Raw genomic sequence first — 20,054 nt, 5'->3', positions numbered from 1 at the left:
GAGCGGGTTCGCCCGCTCTCTTCCCGCCATGCATCAAGCCAACTGACTGCGCAACTGGCGCGCTGCTGCCACCATGTTGACCAACGCGGCTTCCGTCTCGGGCCAGGCCCGGGTCTTGAGGCCGCAGTCCGGATTGACCCACAGCCGCTCGGCCGGGATGCGCTGCACCGCCTTGGTCAGCAACTTGACCATCTCCTGGGTGTCCGGCACTCGTGGCGAGTGGATGTCGTACACCCCAGGGCCGATATCGTTCGGGTAGTCGAAGGCCTTGAAGGCTTCCAGTAACTGCATGTCCGAACGCGAGGTTTCGATGGTGATCACGTCGGCGTCCATTGCCGCAATCGACTTGATCACGTCATTGAACTCGCTGTAGCACATGTGGGTGTGAATCTGGGTTTCATCGCGCACCCCAGACGCGCTCAAGCGAAATGCCTGCACCGCCCAATCCAGGTATTCCTGCCACTGCGCCTGGCGCAACGGCAGGCCCTCGCGAAACGCCGCTTCATCGATCTGGATGACCTTGATCCCGGCCCGTTCGAGGTCCAGCACTTCATCGCGCAGGGCCAGCGCCAACTGCTGCGCCTGGACTTTGCGCGACACATCTTCCCGGGGGAACGACCACATCAGCATGGTCACGGGACCGGTGAGCATGCCTTTCATGACCTTGTCGGTCAGGCTTTGGGCATAGGTGATCCAGTCCACGGTCATGGCTTTCGGACGACTGAGGTCGCCGTAGATAATCGCCGGTTTCACACAGCGCGAACCGTAGCTCTGCACCCAGCCAAAGCGGCTGAACAGATAGCCGTCCAACTGCTCGGCGAAGTACTCGACCATGTCGTTGCGCTCTGCCTCACCGTGCACCAGCACATCCAACCCGAGGCGCTCCTGGATCTGCACGGCGTGGCGGATTTCGCTGTGCATGGCATCGGTGTAGTCGTTGGCCGACAACTTGCCCTGCTTGAACGCCTGGCGAGCGAGGCGAATAGCCCCGGTCTGGGGGAACGAGCCGATGGTGGTGGTCGGGAAGACCGGTAGCTGCAAGCGTGCCCGTTGCTGCTCGATGCGCTGGGCAAAGCCCGACTGGCGCTGGCTGTCACTGTCGCCGATGGCCTCGACCCGCGCCTGCACCTGGGCCTTGTGAATGCGTGGCGACTGGGCGCGGCTGGCCTGGATCGCACGGCTTTGCGCCAATGCCGCTTGCACCTTGGGCGACTGCGGGTCGTTCAGGGCATCGCGCAACACGGCAATCTCGCCGCACTTCTGCACAGCAAAGGCCAGCCAGCTTTTCAGTTCCGGATCGAGCTGGTCCTCGCGTTCCAGGTCCACCGGGCTGTGCAGCAATGAACACGAACTGCTGACCCACAGGTTGTCGCCAAAGCGCTCCTGGGCCACTTGCAGTTGCGCCAGTACCGGCTCCAGTTCACAACGCCAGACGTTGCGACCGTTGACCAGGCCCACCGAGAGAATCTTGTAGGTCGGCAGCCGATCGAGCACGTGCAGCAGTTGGTCGGGCGCACGCACCGCGTCAATGTGCAGGCCCTGGACCGGCAGGCCGACCGCCAGCCCGAGGTTGTCCTGCAGGCCGCTGAAGTAGGTGGCCACGAGTTTTTTCAGCGGCGAATACTGCAGGATGTGATAGGCGCGTTCGAAGGCGCTCTTCCAGGCCTGTGGCAGGTCGAGGGTCAGGATCGGCTCATCGATCTGTACCCACTCCACGCCTTGGGCAGCGAGGCGGCCGAGGATTTCGTTGTACACCGGCAGCAGGCGTTCCAGCAGGTCGAGCTTGTCGAAGTCATTGCCTTTGGTCTTGCCCAGCCACAGGTAGGTCAGTGGGCCGATGATCACCGGCTTGACGGTGTGACCAAGGGCGCGGGCTTCGTCGACTTCATCGAACAGTTGTTCCCAGCTCAGCGTGAACTGTTGGTCGACGCTGAATTCCGGGACCAGGTAGTGGTAGTTGGTGTCGAACCACTTGGTCAATTCCTGGGCATAGGGCGCCTGGGCATGTTCACCGCCGCAGCAGGTGGCGGTGGCACCCCGGGCCATGGCGAACAGGCTGTCGAGGGTCGGTTGACCCTGGTCATCACGGGTGCTGTCAAAGCGTTGGGGAATCACTCCGAAGGTCAGCGAATGGCTCAGGACCTGGTCGTACCAGGCGAAGTCGCCCACCGGCAACAGGTCGATGCCGGCTTCTTTCTGCAACTGCCAGTGCCGGGCGCGCAGGTCGCGGCCGACCGCTTGCAGGGCCGCTTGATCAAGGTCGCCCTTCCAATAGGCTTCGAGGGCTTTTTTCAGTTCGCGATCAGCGCCGATGCGGGGAAAACCGAGGGTGTGGGCCAAGGCCATGGCGTTTAACTCCTGAATAAATGATGGGCCTATTGTCGACAGCCTGGCCATCATGAGACAAACTCAACCTTTTCGTGTTCATCACAAAATTTATTCATGGAGGCCACGGTGCTCGAAATCCGTCACCTGAAGACCCTGCACGCCCTGCGTGAAGCCGATAGCCTGGTCGAAGCCGCCGAACGCCTGCACCTGACCCAGTCGGCCCTGTCCCACCAGTTCAAGGAGCTGGAAGAGCGCATGGGCATGCCGTTGTTCGTGCGCAAGACCAAGCCGGTGCGCTTCACCAGCGCCGGCCTGCGCCTGCTGCAACTGGCCGACGCCACCCTGCCGCTGTTGCGCGGGGCCGAGCGCGACATCGCCCGGTTGGCCGGTGGCACCGCCGGCCGCCTGCACATGGCGATCGAATGCCACAGCTGTTTCCAATGGCTGATGCCGACCATCGACCAGTTCCGCGATGCCTGGCCGGAAGTCGAACTGGACCTGGCCTCGGGCTTTTCCTTCGCCCCGCTGCCGGCCCTGGCCCGTGGCGACCTCGACCTGGTGGTGACCTCCGACCCGCTGGAACTGGCCGGGATCACCTACGTACCGCTGTTCACCTACGAAGCCATGCTCGCCGTGGCCAACCAGCATCGCCTGGCGAGCAAGCCCTACATCGTGCCCGAGGACCTGCTCAGCGAAACCCTGATCACCTACCCGGTGGAACGGGATCGGCTGGACATCTTCACCCGCTTCCTAGAGCCGGCCGACATCGAGCCGGCTCAGGTCCGGACTTCGGAGCTGACGGTGATGATGATGCAATTGGTGGCCAGCGGCCGTGGCGTGTGCGGCATGCCCCACTGGGCCCTGCATGAGTACAGCTCACGGGGTTATGTGAAGGCCAAGCGGCTGGGAGAAAAGGGCCTGTTCGCCACGCTGTACGCCGGCATCCGCGCCGACATGCTGGATGCGCCGTACATGCGCGACTTCCTGCTGACGGCCAAGGACACCTCGTTTTCCACCCTGGATGGGGTCAGTGTGGTTAGGTGAGCGGCGAGCTTCAAGCTTCAAGCTCGCAGCTCATAGCTCGCAGCTACCCCTAAACCATCCGCTTGGGTTCAGACAGCAGGCGTACCGCCAGGGCCGCCAGGACGAAACCCATGAAATAGCGCTGCACTGCCAGCCAGGTCGGGTTGTTGACGAACCAGCTGGCGATGCCCGCGGCGAACAGCGCGATCAGCAGGTTGACGGTAAAGCTGACGCTGATCTGGGTCAGGCCCAGGGCAATACTCTGGAAGAAAATCGAGCCGTGCTCAGGGTTGATGAACTGCGGAAATACCGAGAGGTAGAACACCGCGATCTTCGGGTTCAGGGCACTGGTGAGAAAGCCCATCAGCATCAGTTTGCGTGAAGAGTCCGGCGCCAGCTGCTGCGCCTCGAACGGCGAGCGGGCGCCGGGCTTGATCGCTTGCCAGGCCATCCACAACAAGTACAAGGCCCCCGCCCACTTCAGCACCTCATAGGCCATCGGCACCGCCAGGAACACCGCCGTCAAGCCGGCCGCCGCCGCGAACAGGTGCACAAAAAAACCCGCCACCACACCCACCAGCGAGATCACCCCGGCCTTGCGCCCCTGGCAGATCGAACGGGAAATCAGGTAGATCATGTTCGGCCCCGGTGTCAGCACCAGGAGCAAGGACGCCGCGGCGAAAATCAGCAGGTCTTGGAGGGTAATCATCAGGCAGTCCTTGTCAGTGATGGGTCAGGCCGGAGCCTTCAGTGAATGGCGATAAAACGGCAGGATCAGGTCCCGTGTCAATGGCGCCAGCGACACATCCGGCTCCACCTGCGGATCGATCCACAGCACTTCTTCGATTTCCGCCGCCGGGCAAACGTCCTGGCGGATCTGCAGCAGGAAGATTTCAGCCGCGACCACAAAGCCCGGCTCATTCGCCGCCGGCGCGCAGAACGGTCCCAGGTAACGGGCCTGAGCCGTGTCGATGCGCAACCCCAACTCCTCTTCCAGCTCGCGGGCCAGGGCCTGCACCGGCTGCTCATGGGCTTCGATCTTGCCGCCCGGCTGCATGAACGCAGTGGTGCCACGCTTGCGGACCAGCAAGGTGCGGCCATCGGGGCCAATCAACAGTGCAGCGGCGATGCGGATAACAGGGGGCTCAACACAAACGGAATCGGTCATGGACACTCAGCGGCCTTGGCGCAAAGAGCCCAAGGATCCCACGGGCGCCGGGGGTGCGTCACGCCCCACCGATTGCCCCTGCCGCCTGTCTGGGCCAGTATGTTCGGCAACTTCAGGCTGTGAGCCGACCGGGAACGCTGAATGAATCACTCGCTGCAGGATATCGCCTGGCACCGCTCCATCGGGCAGTTGATCGATGCCCTCGACAAACCCAATTTCTGGACCCAACTGGTGCGCCTGCTGGACCAGTACCTGAGCTTCGACAGTTGGGTGGTGGTGCTGTACGACGGGGAGCAGCGGCCCCAGGTGTTCGGCGAATGCCCGAGTGCGGACGGTAGCCCCGACCCACTGTTCCAGGACTACCTGATGGGCCTGTTCCTGCTGGACCCGTTCTACATCGCCAGCCGCGAGCAGGCGCGTACCGGCCTCTATCGCCTGTCCGAAGTGGCGCCCGAGCACTTCGAACTGACCGAGTACTACCAGCGCTACTTTCGCCTGAACGTGGTGGCCGATGAAATCCAGTTCAATTGCCAGCTCGAGGGCGAGCGCACCCTGTGCCTGTCGCTGGGCAGCCAGCAACGTTTCAGCAGCGAGCAGATCGCCCTGCTGTCGCTGATCCAGCCGTGGGTCCTGAGCCTGCTGCGCCAACGCCTGCCCTATGAGAGCGAGGTGCCCGCCAGGCCTGAGCCGCCGATTCAGCACACTGACTGGCGCGTGCGCCTGGAAGCGTCGCTGCAACAGATCAAAGGCGCGCAATTGACCGCCCGCGAGCTGGATGTCGGGCGCTGGATGCTCAGCGGTTGCTCCAGCAAGGAAATCGCCCGTAAGCTGGAAATCTCTGCCGAAACCGTGAAAGTCCATAAGAAACACATCTACAGCAAGCTGGGGATCAAATCCCAGTCCGAGCTGTTTTCGATATTTCTGCAGGCACAAGGAAATCCCGAGCTGTAGCAGCTGTCGAGCAGCGCGACAGCTGCTACAGAAAACTGTGCCGAACTTGATGAGTCCGAACCCAAGGAACCCGTATGAGCCTGTCACTCCTGAGCCGCTACGCCTTCTTTGCCCTGTGTGTCATCTTCACCCTCGCCAGCCTGCCATTCCTACAGTATGAGTGGGTCTGGCCGCTGACCATCGTCACCGGCCTGCTGAGCCTGCTGGGCATCTTCGACCTGCTGCAAAGCCCCCATGCGGTGCGCCGCAACTACCCGATCCTGGGCAATATCCGTTACCTGGTGGAAGGCATCCGCCCGGAAATCCGCCAGTACCTGCTGGAATCCGACAGCGACGCCCTGCCCTTTTCCCGGGCCCAACGCTCACTGGTCTATTCGCGCGCCAAGAATGAAAGCGCCGACAAACCCTTCGGCACCCTGATCGATGTCTACCAATCAGGGTTCGAATTCATCGGCCACTCGATGCGCCCAGCCCCGGTGACCGACCCCAGCAGTTTCCGGGTGATCGTTGGCGGCCCGCAGTGCAGCCAGCCGTACTCGGCCTCGGTGTTCAACATCTCGGCCATGAGCTTCGGCTCCCTCAGCGCCAACGCCATCCGCGCCCTGAACCAGGGCGCGAAACTGGGCAACTTCGCCCACGACACGGGCGAAGGCAGCATCAGCCCCTATCACCGTGAACACGGCGGCGACCTGACCTGGGAACTGGGCAGCGGCTACTTCGGCTGCCGCACGGCCGATGGCCGCTTCGACCCGGAGCGCTTCGCCACCCAGGCCCAAAACCCGCAAGTGCGGATGATCGAAATCAAGATGAGCCAGGGCGCGAAGCCGGGCCATGGCGGGATTCTGCCCAAGCACAAGGTGACCCGGGAAATTGCCGACACCCGTGGCGTGCCCATGGGCGAAGACTGCGTCTCGCCGTCGCGCCACAGTGCGTTTTCCACGCCGATTGAAATGATGCACTTCATCCAGCAATTGCGTGAGCTGTCGGGCGGTAAACCGGTGGGCTTCAAGTTCTGCCTGGGCCACCCCTGGGAATTCATGGGCATTGCCAAGGCGATGCTGGAAACCGGCATCCTCCCGGACTTCATCGTGGTCGACGGCAAGGAAGGCGGCACCGGTGCCGCGCCCGTGGAGTTCACCGACCACATTGGCGTACCGATGCGCGAGGGCCTGCTGTTCGTGCACAACACCCTGGTGGGCCTGAACCTGCGGGACAAGATCAAGCTGGGCGCCAGCGGCAAGATCGTCAGCGCCTTCGACATCGCCAGCGTACTGGCCATCGGTGCCGACTGGGCCAATTCGGCCCGCGGCTTCATGTTCGCCATCGGCTGTATCCAGTCGCAGTCGTGCCACACCAACAAATGCCCGACCGGCGTCGCCACCCAGGACAGCTTGCGCCAGCGCGCCCTGGTGGTGCCGGACAAGGCCCAGCGGGTGTTCAACTTCCACCGCAGCACCCTCAAGGCCCTGGCGGAAATGCTCGCCGCCGCCGGCCTCGAACACCCCTCCCAGTTGTCAGCCAAACACCTGGTACGGCGCATGTCGGCCACCGAGATCAAGCTGTTCTCCCAGCTGCACGTGTTCCTCAAGCCCGGTGAACTGCTGACCGGTGAAGTGAACGGCGAGTTCTATTCACGGATGTGGCAAATGGCTCGGGCCGACAGCTTCGAAGCCAATGACGTGGCGGCCTGACATTACCCCCTGCCCGTCGGCACGGACGACGGGCCTACCCCCAAGGAAGAACCCATGCTCAAAGTGATTGCCCAGGATTTCATCCAGCCCGAACACATCGACACCGTGCGCCCGTGGTACGCCGAGCTGGTGGAGAAAACCCGCCTGGAACCCGACTGCATCGCCTACGACCTGTTCGTCGACCAACACGACCCGGGGCATTTTGTCTTCGTCGAACAATGGCCGAACCAGGCTGCGCTGGACGCCCATTGCCAATCCGAACACTTCCGCCGGCTGGTGCCGCAGATCAACCAGTACCAGGCCCGGGAGTGCGAGGTACTGCTGATGGACGCGTTCTGACACCCCTCACGGCGCGCATCCACTCGCCAACGTAACCAAAAAGGCTTGCCCCAAGCGTACGGCCTGGTTTTTCTGGGTGGAGTATTTCTGTGGGATGCCTTTATGGGAGCGAGCTTGCTCGCGATAGCGCCAGCACATTCAACATCAATGGCGCCTGATCCACCGCCATCGCGAGCAAGCCTTGCGCCTAAAGGTTTGATGGGTATATGCCAGATCTGTGCGTACCCAGAGCCACTGCGGGAGCGGGCTTGCCCGCGATGGGCATAGGTATCTACACAACTGTGGTGCGACGTTGCACCTGTGGAGAGTGAACCTGGCTGGGTCGACCAGGATGTTGGATTAGTCCGAGTACATATCCATTCTTGCGGTAACGGCCACCTATGGTTCCGCTCTTACAGCGGCTCACTTTTGAGAGCGCAAAAGTAAGCAAAACGCTCTTACCCCACCACTCGGCACCTCGCTTGGGCTCGGTGTTCCCTCACTCCGGCTTGAATCCGTGGGCCGCCGCCACGCGCCATCCATGGCGCGGGGCGGCTAACCCGGCGTCCTGCCGGGTTGCCCACGGCTTCAAGCCTGCGTTCGGCCAGCGTGGTTAACGGGGCGCCCAGGATCAAAAGCCAGAGCCAGAGCCAAAGCAAAAGCAAAAGCAAAAGCAAAAGCAAAAGCCAGATCAAAATATGGCTGACTTCGTCAGCGTCTGAGGAAGTAGAAGCTACACCGCGCATGCCCTAGCAATCAGGTCGGCTTTCAGGCCGCCTCGCTTTGTTTTTGATCCTGGGCGCCCCGTTAACCACGCTGGCCGGAGTCCGATATTGATTTGGGGGGTAAACCGGCAGGACGCCGGTTTAGCCGCACTGGGCCAGGGATGGCCCATTGCGGCGGCCCCCCAAATCAATGTCGGAGTACGGGCATGCCGAGCCTAAGCGAGGCACCAAGTGGTGGGGCAAAAAGCGTTTTGCTTACTTTTGTGCTTGTCAAAAGTGAGCCGCTGTAAGAGCGGAACCATAAGTGGCCGTTACCGCAGAAATGGATATGTACCCGGCCTAATCCAACACCCCGGTCGGCCCACTCCCACAGGTCTAGTGACCATACGCAAGATTTGCGGGCAGCCAGGTTTACTGCAGGAGCGAGCCAGGCGGCATGCATACAACACAATGTAAAAAGCCCCGGTCGATTGACCGGGGCTTTCAGGTACAACGCATCAGGCCATCAAGACGCCTGGCTGACCGCACCTTGTGTGGCATTGGTCGGTTGCAGCTTGAACACATAGAACAGCACGGTCAGCAGCACCAGGAACGCCGGGCCGACGTACAGGGCGATGCGGGTTTCCGGGAAGTAGGCCATCAGGCCGACCACCAGCACCAGGAACGCCAGCGCCAGGTAGGAACTGATCGGGTACAGCCACATGCGGTACTTCAGGGCTGCACGCTCGGAGGCGCTCAGGCCGCGACGGAACTTGAGTTGCGCCAGCAGGATCATCACCCAGGTCCAGATTGCGCCGAAGGTGGCGATCGCCGTCACCCAGACGAAGACTTTTTCCGGAACCATGTAGTTCAGCAACACGCCCAGCAACAGCACGAAGATCGACAGCAGCAAGGCCCGACGCGGGACGCCGTTGCTCGAGGTGGTGGCGAAACCGGCAGGTGCCTGACCGTTCTGCGCCAGGCTGTAGAGCATGCGGCCGGTGCTGAAGATGCCGCCGTTGCAGGACGACAGCGCCGCGGTGATCACCACGAAGTTGATGATGCCTGCGGCAGTCTTGATGCCCAGACGCTCGAAGGTCATCACGAACGGACTACCCTGGGTGCCGATTTCGTTCCACGGGTAGATCGACAGGATCACGAACAAGGCACCGACGTAGAACAGCAGAATGCGCCAGAACACCGAGCCGATGGCATTAGGGATGGTCTTCTGCGGGTTCTTCGCTTCACCGGCGGTCAGGCCGATCATCTCGACGCCCAGGTAGGCGAACATCACCATCTGCAGGGACATCAGCACGCCTTGCACGCCGTTGGGCATGAAGCCGCCATGGGTCCACAGGTTGGAAATGCCCAGGGCCACGCCATCGTTGCCGAAGCCGAAGGCAATCACACCGATGCCGCCGACTACCATCGCGATGATGGTGACGATCTTGATCAGGGCGAACCAGAACTCGAACTCACCGAATGCCTTGACCGCGATCAGGTTGATCGAGCCCATGCTGATCAGTGCGGCGAGCGCCCAGATCCAGCGCGGCACATCCGGGAACCAGACGCCCATGTACACCGCCACCGCGGTAATTTCCGCCACGCAGGTCACCAGCCACAGGAACCAGTAGTTCCAGCCAGTGAGAAAACCTGCCAACGGGCCCAGGTAGTCTTGCGCGTAACGGCTGAACGAGCCCGCCACGGGGTTGTGCACGGCCATCTCACCGAGGGCGCGCATGATCACCAGGATCGCCAGACCGCCGATGATGTAGGACAGCATGATTGCCGGGCCGGCCATTTCAATGGCCTTGGCCGAACCCAGGAACAGACCGACACCGATACAGGCGCCGAGCGCCATCAAGCGAATATGCCGTTCGCCGAGTTCGCGTTTAAGCGGGCCGCCCTGAGCGGTCTCGCCGTGGGGCTGGTGATTGCCGACTGGCATAGGGGTACAACCTCGTCTTGTTATTGGATATGACCACCGAGTGTCGAAGCACAGACCGATAAGCCGATACTTCCTGAAACCGGATCCACTTCGTGGGTGGGCCCGTCTTGTAGGACAAAACCTGCAAGATCAGCGGGGCGCGCAGTATAAAAAGCTTATCGCAGTTATTTTCACTCTATAAACGACAAAATTCAGATGGAACTCTCGACAAAAGCCCCATCTGCAGAGGTGTATCACCTGGATTTCGCGCATTCACTGAGCTGAAAAGCGGCGCGGAGTATTGCACAGCGATGGTGCAACGTCATGCCCCTACCTAGGCCGTATTTACCGGTTTGAAGGCTCTAGTGCGAGGATTCCAGCGGTTCGCCGACGACCGGTAGGTGCTGCGCACCACGCGCTGCGATTGTGCTCATACAAATTTTTCACCCCGCGCAACCAGCGTCTAAGCTTCAGACAAGTCCGATCAATCTGCGTGAATGGATCAGTCGACTATGGGCGCTTTGTGGCAAACCGACTCGAGTAAACCTGTGGTGCCAACTGACAGCGTGGAAGAAGCGCCTTTACCGAAAAAAAGCCGTCGCCGCTATGCCTGGCGTTCGTTCTGGCTATTGCTGGTGATCATCCTGATCGTGCTCGCCTTTGCCATTGAAAAAGAGGTGCGCACCTCGCGACTCCAGGCACGGGAGTTCAGCCGCTTCGCGGCGTCCTTGAGCTACTCGATGCACCCGGGGCCCAGCGATTCGATTTTCTACCCGGGCGCCGGGCCTTTCGACAAACGCCTGGGCTACAGCGCCCTGGGGGAATTTTTGCCGCGCTTGCTCAAGCGCGATTATGTGATCGCCGCGCAAACCCGCTTCTCGCCCAAGCTGCTCGAATACAGCAAGAACGGTTTTTTTGTGCCCTACGCCGAGAAAATCCAGGCCGGCCTGTCGATCACCGATTGCACCGGCACCGCGCTCTATCAGTTCAAATACCCACAGCAGCTGTATTCGAGCTTCGCGTCGATTCCGCCACTGGTCACCCATAGCCTGCTGTTCATCGAAAACCGTGACCTGCTCGACCCCAAGGAACCCAAGGCCAACCCCGCCGTCGACTGGCCGCGTTTCGCCAAGGCGGCCTGGTCGCAAGTGGCCAAGATGCTCCACTTGCCCGGACAGACCGCCGGCGGCAGTACCCTGGCCACCCAACTGGAGAAGTACCGCCACTCGCCGGATGGCCTGACCGTCTCCGGTGGCGAAAAGATTCGGCAGATGATTTCCGCCAGCGTGCGCGCCTATCAGGACGGCCCGCAGACCCTCGAGGCCCGGCAGAACATCGTGCGTGACTACCTCAACAGCGTGCCGCTGTCGGCCGTCCCTGGCCATGGCGAAGTCCATGGCATGGCCGAGGGCTTGCGCGTGTGGTACGGCGCCGACTTCACCCAGGTCAACCAGGCCCTGGCCAGCGAGGCCAGCGACCCGCAAAGCCTGGCCCAACGCGGCCTGGCCCTGCGCCAGGTGCTCTCGTTGATGATTGCCCAGCGTCGGCCGTCGTATTACCTGACCAAGGGCCAGGCCGACCTGGCCGATCTCACTGACAGCCATATCCGCCTGCTGGCACAGAACGCCGTGCTCGACCCGGCCCTGACCGCCGCGGCACTCGCCAGCAAAATCACCTACCGCGACTGGGTGCAACAACCGACCATCCAGCCGATTGAAACCAACAAAGGCATCAGCGTTGCGCGCAGTCGCCTGGCTTCGATGCTCAACCGCCCGCTGTATGACCTGGACCGTCTCGACCTGTCCGCCACCAGCACCTTGCAGGGCGACCTGCAGACCCAGGCCAGCGACTACCTCAAGCGCCTCGCCGACCCGACGTTTGCCGCCGAAATCGGCCTGCTCGGCGAGCGCCTGCTGACGCCCACCACCACCGCGCAGGTGCGCTACAGCTTCACCTTGCTGGAGTTGACCCCCGACGGCTCGCGAGTGCGGGTACAAACCGACAGCACCGACCAACCGTTCGACATCAACGAAGGCAGCAAACTGGAACTGGGCTCCACCGCCAAGCTGCGGGTGCTGACCACCTACCTGCAAATCATCGCGGAGCTGCACGACCGTTACGTCAGCCAGACCCCAGCCGAACTGAAAAAAGTCGAAGTCGCCGACCAGGATCGGCTGACCCGCTGGGCCGTCGACTACCTGATTCAGAACAGCGACCGCAGCCTGGCGAAAATGCTCGGCGCGGCCCTGGACCGCAAATACTCGGCGAGCCCCGGCGAAGCCTTTTTCACCGGCGGCGGACTGCACACCTTCAACAACTTCCGCAAAGAGGACAACGGCCGCCTGCCGACCTTGCGCGACTCCCTGCGCGAGTCAATCAACCTGCCGTTCATTCGCCTGATGCGCGACCTGGTGCGCTACACCACCTATTCCGGGCCGGACAACAGCGGCCAGTTGCTCAAGGATGACGTCAACCCGCGACGCCAGGAGTACCTGGCTCAGTTCGCCGACCGCGAAGGCACTTCGTTCCTGCTGAAGTTCTGGAAGAAGTACCAGAAAAAAGACACCCAGGCCCGTCTCGACACCTTCCTGGACAGCATGCACCCCACGGCAATCCGCCTGGCTGCGGTGCACCGCTACTTGCTGCCCGAAGCCTCCCAGGAAAACTTCAACAGCTTCGTGCGCTCGCACCTGAAAACCCTCAAGACCAAGGAAAAACTCACCGACGAACGCCTGGAGCGCCTCTACGCCAGCTACGGCCCCGGCGCCTACGACCTGCCCGACCAGGGCTTCATCGCCAAGGTCCACCCGCTGGACCTGTGGCTGATCGGCTACCTGCTCAATAACCCCGACGCCAAATTCAGCCAGATCGTCAAGGCCAGCCAGTTCGAGCGTCAGGAGGTCTACAGCTGGCTGTTCAAGAGCCGGCACAAGAGCGCCCGCGACAGCCGCATCCGCACCATGCTGGAAATCGAAGCCTTCCTCGACATTCACCAGCGCTGGCAAAAAGTCGGTTACCCCTTCGACCACCTGGTGCCGTCCCTGGCCACCGCCATCGGCAGTTCCGGCGACCGCCCTGCAGCCCTGGCGGAACTGGTCGGCACCATCCTCAACGACGGTGTGCGCATGCCGACCCTGCGCATCGACAGCCTGCATTTCGCCGCCGACACCCCCTACGAGACGCGCCTGATCAACGACCCCGACGCCGGCAAGCGGGTGATGCCCTCGGAAGTGGCCACCGCCCTGCGCGAAGCGCTGTCACAGGTGGTCGATGCCGGTACCGCAAAACGTGTGGCCGGCAGCTTCAAACTGGCCGATGGCACGCCACTGGCCATGGGCGGCAAGACCGGTACCGGCGACAACCGCATCGAAGCCATCGGTTCGGGCGGACGCATTCTCAGCTCCAAGGCGATCAACCGCACCGCGACCTTCGTGTTCTACATTGGCGACCATCACTTCGGCACCCTGACCGCCTTCGTGCCGGGAGCCTCCGCCCAAGGCTTCAAGTTCACCTCGGCCTTGCCGGTGCAAGTGCTCAAGGGCATGGCGCCGATCCTGACGCCCTACCTGCAACCGGGCAGCAACACCTTGTGCCAGGCACCCGTGGCCAGTGCGGCGCGATAACCGCAGATCGAACGGCATTCAAGTGTCGGTAACTATATGTTTTTCACTCTTTGATATTAAATGTATCAACTAACAGACTGGCAACAATCCAGTCTGTATTTGAACTTTTTTTCACCTATCCCTTTACTTAGTCTGATATTTCAACATTCAGTAATCGGATAAAAAACATGCCCATCATTGCGCCGATGCCATTCGAGCCAGGCCTGACTGCGCTCGCCTTGAATACCAACAGCAAACACCATGAGTTTATTAAAAAGGCCATTCCCGCCTGGTTGAAAGAAACCTCTCCCCGCAGAGTCAGCGAACTAAAAAACGTCCCACTGCGCATCCCGGAGTGGAACAAGACCGCCCCGGCGTCCGCGCACCAGCACTTGCAACAGGCCATCAAGGGTCACTGGAGCAACCTGAATGCCTTGGACCAGGCACTCAGTGGCCTGCAGGACGTCTACACCTTTGCCGAACCGCTGCTGCAAAAAGCCCTCAAGGAGCGCTATGGTGTCGAAGTCGACGTCCAGCAAACCTGGCTGCGACTCTATGCCCCGGTGGCCACTTCCTGGTGGACCCATGATTTCGCCTCCCCTGTTACCAGCCGAACGACTTCCCTGCTGGACGCGGCGTTGCATAACTTCGCCAGCCACGAACGTTTTACCAGCGACTCCGAGTTCATCACCCGCCCCGATGCCCGTGGGCACTTCCAGATAAAACCGCTTAAATCCAAGATCAGCATTGAACAGTTCAAGTCACTGTGCCGTGAACTGGATATCGGTGCCCAGTATCAACACCACTTGAGCGCCGTGTTATTGCCCACTAAGACCGTGGCCAGCAGCGCCTTGCAGCACAAAGTCATCCTCAGCCAGAAGAGCGCACTGAATGCCGCCGCCCACTTGGCCCTGATGAAAAAAGACATCAGCCAGGACGCTTATGAGGTTGTACAAGGCATTCTCGAAAGACGCAGGAACCTGAAATGGCATGGCACAGACGTCAGGTACTGCAACCTGGCAATGATGGATACCGCCCTGACCGGGATTACCCTGATTGTTTGTGGGGCATCGAGCAGCGCTGAGCCGCAACGGTTGATTGCCTACATCCCCCACGACCCGGAACACCCTCTCAAGGAGTACGCCTCGTCGATCGAATTCATGACCGAGTTGACGCGCCAACTGCGAGACAGCCAGGTGCCACAAACATCCGCCTCGACCGGCTCGCCAGTGACCCAGAGCTATCAGCAGTTCTTCAGCCAGTTCGTGGCGCACGAGCAACGCGGGTACTTTTTTTCCCGGTTGAATGAACGCTTGAGCAAAGTGACCTGGCGCCCCGCCGCCCCGGGCTCCAATCTCCCCAGCTGGCGCGAAACGCCGGTGGACAAGCCGGACCTGCAGTTCAGCGTATCCAGCATCGAGGAGGATCGCACAGACGCATTCACCGGCGATCTGTGGCGCTACTTCTGCCAGCGCACACTCAACAAGATCCTCAACGATGCCCGGGGCATTGCCATTTCCACCGCGTACGTCGACCGCATGGCGCGGTGGGCCTGGTGGGACAACCTGGAAAAAATGCTCTCGGACATCCTCAACGTCGCCTTGCTGGTCGCGACGCCACTGGCGCCGGGCCTGGGCACGCTGATGTTGGCCTACACCGCCTATCAACTGACCGAAGAAGTGGTCGAAGGGGTGGTCGATCTCGCTGAAGGACACCTGGCCGAAGCCGGTGAGCAGATCATCGGTGTGCTGGAAAACGTGGTGCAGTTGGGTACCTTCGCGGCAGCGGGCGCGGTCGGTACTGTCGCACAGGCAAAGCTCTCGCCATTCTTCGAAGGCCTCAAACCGGTGCAATTGGCAAACGCACAGACGCGTTTGTGGAACCCGGACCTCAAGCCTTACCAATGCGCCGATGTCGTACTTGCGCCGCACGTCCGGCCGGATGCCCAAGGTATTCACCTGCATCAGGGCCGGCGTATTTTGCCCCTGAACAATCAGCATTTCGAAGTGCTGGAAGACGCGGTCACCGGGCAACCACGCATCCGCCATCCGCGACGCGTCGATGCTTACGCACCGACCCTGCGCCACAACAGCCATGGCGCCTGGGTCTGTGAAACGGAAAACCCACGTGAGTGGGAAGGCCCGACCCTGATGCGGCGCCTCGGCCATAGCACCGACGGTTTCAACGATGAACAACTGGAGCAGATTCGTGAGATCAGCGGCACTGAAGAGGGGGAGTTGCGCCGCATGCACGTGGAAAACGCACCACCTCCCCCCCTGCTGAGCGACACCCTGCAGCGCCTCGCAACCACAGCGCCGAGTCCCGCGCCAGCGCCCTCTCCCGAAGTCGCGCGGCTGCTCAAAGACTTCCCCCAACTGCCCGAAAACATTGCCCAAACAATCATCGACAGCGCCACCCCGTCAGAGCGTCGCCAGCTCACACACGACAACCACCTGCCGCTGCGCCTGAAAGCCCAGGCCCGGGAACTGCAATTCGAGACGCAGTCGGTACGGGCTGCCCAAGGCCTGTACCAGGACTCGTTGAGCAGCATCGACACCGAGCGCCTGGTGCTGGGCACACTGCGAATCAACACCGACACCTTCGGCGATCTGCGCATTGAGATCCGTCAGGGTTCCTCCGCCGGCGAGTTGCGTTGCAGTGCCGGGCCAGAGGAGGCGACACAGGTGCGCATCCTGGTCCGTGACGCAGATGCCCGATACCACGTGCGCGACGCCGCGGACCAGCCGCTGCACGCCGCCGATACCTTGCTGGAAGCGATCCTGCAGGCCATGGGCAAGGATCGCCAAGCCGCCCTGGGGTACAAACCGGGCGACAGCGAAGCCTTCCGGCAGTGGCTGCTTGCCAAGACTGCAGCGCCCGGCGAGCGTCGTGTTGCCCTCGCCAGCCCGCCCATTCGTGCGGCTGCCGAACACCAAACCCTGCTGCTGGTGCGCGGCCCAGCGCTCAGCCGGGCCGGCGAGACCTTGCACGAGCGGATCCAGGACCTGCATCCGGACTTCAGCAGCAATGAAGTGGACACGTTCGCCGAGGCCTTGATCGCCCAGGGTGAACCGATGAAGGCCATTGAACAGCTTGAAAACGAGCTGGATCAGTTGCGGGTCATACTCAACCGTTGGGAGTACCAGCAACCCGAAAGCTGGGGGCCTGATACCCAGGGCTTTCGCAACGGTGGCGGCAAACATATCGCCAGGCGCCTGCTCGCGTGTTTCCGGCGCAGCAACACCGACCTGGGCCCGCGTAGCGATCCGGCGCACTACGCCCTCGACCTGTCCCACGAACTGCTGTCCCTGGACCTGCAGACCTGGTGGTCAAAGCGCCCCCCCGAACTGCAACGGTATCTCGACAAAGTCAGCGTGCTGAAACTCGACAACACGCGCTTCAGCGCCGAACCACACGGGCTGCTCAATGCCTTCCCCAACCTTCGCCAACTCAGCGCCAAAGGCTGTGAGCTCAAGCGCATGCCCCACAGTATCGGGAGCCAACGCAAGCTGGAGCACCTGCGCCTGAGCCACAATCAGATCACCCTGGACACCGTCGCCGTCGAACAACTGAAGCTCCTCACCTACCTGGAAGTCCTCAGGCTCGAAGACAATCCGCTGCAACTGTCGCCGGACATTGGCCGCATGCCCCGGCTCAAAGTCGTGGTCCTGAGAAACACCGGGCTCAGTACCTGGCCTACGGGCACGCTGGCCAAAACCCGCCCCCGAGGGTTTCTCCTGGACCTACGGGACAACCCGCTGACGTCGATTCCAGACGTGGTGCCGGGTTCCCCGCAAGCCTGGACCGTGGCCCGCACGCGCCTGAGCATCGGTCAACTGCCGGAGGTGACGGAGGTCGGTTATCAGCAGATCCGGCGCTCGGTGGCGCTGCCACCCGAGCCCAGCCCCATGCCTGGCGCCCTGGCCGACTCGGAGATCAGCTCCCAGTACACCCTTGAACACTGGAGCAACGTGCCCGGCTGGGGCGTTGACCGGGCCAATCTCTGGTCACGCATGATCGATGAACCACAGGCCGAACGGTTCATGGCGGTACTGGCCGATACCCAGGACTTCGCCGACTTCCGCGCCGGTGGCGAGTATCGTCATCAATTGCTGGAACGCGTCTGGCGCATGCTCGATGCCGTGCATATCGACACTGACTTGCGCGACACGCTGTTCACCATGGCGATTGCCCCCGTGGACTGCGCCGATGCCGGCGCGCAACTGTTCAACAACATGGGCATCCGGGTGATGGCGTCCGAGGCCCACTCCTACTCCACCGACCCCGCGCAGCTGGAAAACAAACTGGTGAACCTGGCCAGGGGCGCGGCACACCTGGACCTGGTGAACGACATTGCCCGCGCCGACGTCCAGAGCCGAGGCGGCAACCCAGACGAGGTTGAAGTCTACCTGGCCTATCACACGGGTCTGGCCGAACGCCTGAATCTGCCCTGGCAATCCGCTGGCATGCTCTACCGTCCGGTGTCCGGGGTTACCGATGCCATGATCGATCAAGCCTATAGCACGGTGCAGGCCCTCAGCGAAGGCGACGGACTGGTGAACAAAATGCTTGAGCAGGACTTTTGGCAGGCCTATCTGGAGGAACGTTATCCGGTTCGCCTGGAAGCGAACAAACGACGCTATCAGCGCCTGTCCGATCGACTGGAGACCTTGCGCACCACCCAGCACGAATGGTTCGAGGCGACAACGGATAGCTCGCGAGCCGAACTGCGCAGCCAGCTCGGGGAGCTGATGAACGACTTGCCCGCACAGCCCACCGTGGTACTGGCCGAGCGCCCCATCAGCGAAGCAGACTTCGACAGGATGCTGGTCGATCTGGGCGAGGAAGAGAAACAATTGTCCAGGCGCCTAACGCGCGACGCCATGCGGCGCGCCGGCCTGTAACCCGCCGGGATCATGCAGCCTGACGGTGTCCCGCGTCAGGCTGCATGATCTGGTTGATGTAACACCGCACCGTCTGGATGCGCAGCATGCCGGCGGTTCAAGGTGCTGCCGCATTAAAGATCAGATTGACGCTACCGTAGTAGGTCCCGGGCTGGTAGCCACCCACCGGCACCCTCGGCACGATCTCCAAGGCATAACGCCCCCCAGCCATGGCCTCTGCGGCAGACACGACTTCCCGTGGTTGCGGGTCGTGATTCAACTCCCTGCCGTTAAAACTGACTCGCAAGTAGATGTTCTGCTCAGCACGCCCGTTGGACAGATAGGGCTCCGCCTCCAGCCTCGCCTCGATCGCACTGGTGTCGTGCTTGACGTCGAAGTTCTTGCGCAGGCCCCCCAGCGTCGATGTGTTGATGTTCCACGGCAGGGTCTGTTGCAGATGAATCCAGTTCGATTCGGCCGGTATCACGTAGAAGCCCAGGGTCGGAATATCCACCGACACCTCGAACGTATGCTCCTCCCGCGCGGCGAAAGCCTGGGCACTCATCAGCGCCATCACGCTCCACACAAAGAGGGTCGATTGCTTGATCATGTCAGGTACCTGTTGCGTCAAATAATGCCGCGAGCCAGTCCAGCCGGTTCGCCGCCGACAGACTTACTGGCTGGCGATGCGCATGGTTTTTTTGGCCGCGCCTTCCACCAGATTGAAGCGGTACTCCCTACCGGGTTTCTTCTCGAACTCAAAAGTTTTTCCCGCCAGGATGTGGTGTTTGGTGGTTGGCTCACATTCGGTTTCATTCTTCAGCGAGCAGTTGCGAAACTCATCGATCACCACCACGGTATTGCCGTTATTACGCAGCCGGTAAAGGCCGGTAGTGTCATCGATCACACTGTCGAACCGACTGTTGTTCGGCCGAACAAAAAACACCGTGCCAAACCCGGTCATCACGTTGACCCCCGCCGACAGGTTCTCCTTGTAGGCGTCGCGCTCCTCACTCGAGACGGCGAACTCGTCTTCCTTCTCCGGCACCACAGGCACGAAGCGCACACGGAAGTAGCGCTCGGTGTCACGGTCTCCCATGAGCACCAAGCGTGTGCCCTGCATCCCGTTGGCCGGCACGATCAGACGCGCGGGGCTGGCCATCAGGCCATTTCGACTGCTGCCATCAGCCTGTGGCTCGACCGGTATTTCCCGGTGACTGCCATCGGCGTCGTAGATAATTTCCAGGATGCTGACCTTGACGAACGCGGTGCTGTCGCCGCTGTTGAACACGCGCTTGAGGTAGGTGCTCTTGTCACTGTCCAGGTAGTCATACACCGTTCCGACATTGATCTGGGGACCGGCCTGAACCGCCAGAGAAAACCCACTCAAACCCAACAGCAACCAAAGACACTTCATACGCTTGAACCTCATGAGAGTGAGCACAACACAGGCGCGGTC

Annotated in this window: 12 protein-coding genes; 6 read left to right on the top strand and 6 right to left on the bottom strand. The window is 61.5% G+C overall.

The window, feature by feature from the left end; all coding sequences use genetic code 11:
• Nucleotides 1–33: 33 nt before the first annotated feature.
• The gene (metE, locus tag Q1W70_RS15815) at nt 34–2,346 is read right to left on the bottom strand and encodes a 5-methyltetrahydropteroyltriglutamate--homocysteine S-methyltransferase (protein WP_166590045.1); all 2,313 of its coding nucleotides are present in this window, start codon (nt 2,344–2,346) and stop codon (nt 34–36) included.
• Nucleotides 2,347–2,454: 108 nt separating this feature from the next.
• Here metE and metR point away from each other — a divergent pair, with 108 nt between their 5' ends.
• The gene (metR, locus tag Q1W70_RS15810) at nt 2,455–3,372 is read left to right on the top strand and encodes a transcriptional regulator MetR (protein ID WP_166590046.1); all 918 of its coding nucleotides are present in this window, start codon (nt 2,455–2,457) and stop codon (nt 3,370–3,372) included.
• A 49-nt stretch (nt 3,373–3,421) separates the two neighbouring features.
• Here the strand turns inward: metR and Q1W70_RS15805 are convergent, their stop codons facing one another.
• Nucleotides 3,422–4,060 carry a LysE family translocator gene (locus tag Q1W70_RS15805; protein ID WP_166590047.1) on the bottom strand — a complete coding sequence of 213 codons (639 nt, stop codon included), beginning with the start codon at nt 4,058–4,060 and terminating at the stop codon, nt 3,422–3,424.
• 24 nt (nt 4,061–4,084) lie between these two features.
• Complete coding sequence (locus Q1W70_RS15800; RefSeq protein ID WP_185819098.1) at nt 4,085–4,519, bottom strand: NUDIX hydrolase; 435 nt, start codon at nt 4,517–4,519, stop codon at nt 4,085–4,087.
• Between the two features lie 141 nt (nt 4,520–4,660).
• Between Q1W70_RS15800 and Q1W70_RS15795 the strand changes: the two genes are divergently transcribed.
• From Q1W70_RS15795 to Q1W70_RS15785, 3 genes are all read left to right on the top strand, one after another.
• Entirely contained in the window at nt 4,661–5,470 is an 810-nt protein-coding gene (locus Q1W70_RS15795; protein ID WP_166590049.1) for a helix-turn-helix transcriptional regulator, read from the top strand.
• A gap of 74 nt (nt 5,471–5,544) precedes the next feature.
• Entirely contained in the window at nt 5,545–7,161 is a 1,617-nt protein-coding gene (locus Q1W70_RS15790) for an FMN-binding glutamate synthase family protein (protein WP_166590050.1), read from the top strand.
• A 54-nt stretch (nt 7,162–7,215) separates the two neighbouring features.
• On the top strand, nt 7,216–7,500 hold the full coding sequence (locus Q1W70_RS15785) for a putative quinol monooxygenase (RefSeq protein ID WP_166590051.1): 285 nt from the start codon (nt 7,216–7,218) through the stop codon (nt 7,498–7,500).
• A 1,209-nt stretch (nt 7,501–8,709) separates the two neighbouring features.
• Here the strand turns inward: Q1W70_RS15785 and Q1W70_RS15780 are convergent.
• Nucleotides 8,710–10,131, bottom strand: a complete 1,422-nt coding sequence (locus Q1W70_RS15780) for an amino acid permease (RefSeq protein ID WP_166593065.1) — start codon at nt 10,129–10,131, stop codon at nt 8,710–8,712.
• 491 nt (nt 10,132–10,622) lie between these two features.
• Here Q1W70_RS15780 and Q1W70_RS15775 point away from each other — a divergent pair, with 491 nt between their 5' ends.
• Together Q1W70_RS15775 and Q1W70_RS15770 are read left to right on the top strand one after the other, a co-directional pair.
• Entirely contained in the window at nt 10,623–13,733 is a 3,111-nt protein-coding gene (locus Q1W70_RS15775; protein ID WP_166593066.1) for a transglycosylase domain-containing protein, read from the top strand.
• 167 nt (nt 13,734–13,900) lie between these two features.
• Nucleotides 13,901–18,616, top strand: a complete 4,716-nt coding sequence (locus tag Q1W70_RS15770; protein WP_436799865.1) for an NEL-type E3 ubiquitin ligase domain-containing protein — start codon at nt 13,901–13,903, stop codon at nt 18,614–18,616.
• 97 nt (nt 18,617–18,713) lie between these two features.
• Here the strand turns inward: Q1W70_RS15770 and Q1W70_RS15765 are convergent, their stop codons facing one another.
• Both Q1W70_RS15765 and Q1W70_RS15760 read right to left on the bottom strand, forming a co-directional pair.
• Nucleotides 18,714–19,205: a CS1 type fimbrial major subunit gene (locus Q1W70_RS15765; protein WP_166593067.1), complete on the bottom strand. Its 492-nt coding sequence runs from the start codon at nt 19,203–19,205 to the stop codon at nt 18,714–18,716.
• 63 nt (nt 19,206–19,268) lie between these two features.
• Complete coding sequence (locus tag Q1W70_RS15760; protein WP_302097554.1) at nt 19,269–20,012, bottom strand: molecular chaperone; 744 nt, start codon at nt 20,010–20,012, stop codon at nt 19,269–19,271.
• Between the last annotated feature and the right edge of the window lie 42 nt (nt 20,013–20,054).

The organism is Pseudomonas kielensis, from assembly GCF_030505375.1.
GTDB classification, from domain to species: Bacteria; Pseudomonadota; Gammaproteobacteria; order Pseudomonadales; family Pseudomonadaceae; genus Aquipseudomonas; species Aquipseudomonas kielensis.
Note: the sequence above shows the minus strand (reverse complement) of the source record. Positions and strands in the feature narration are given on the sequence as shown.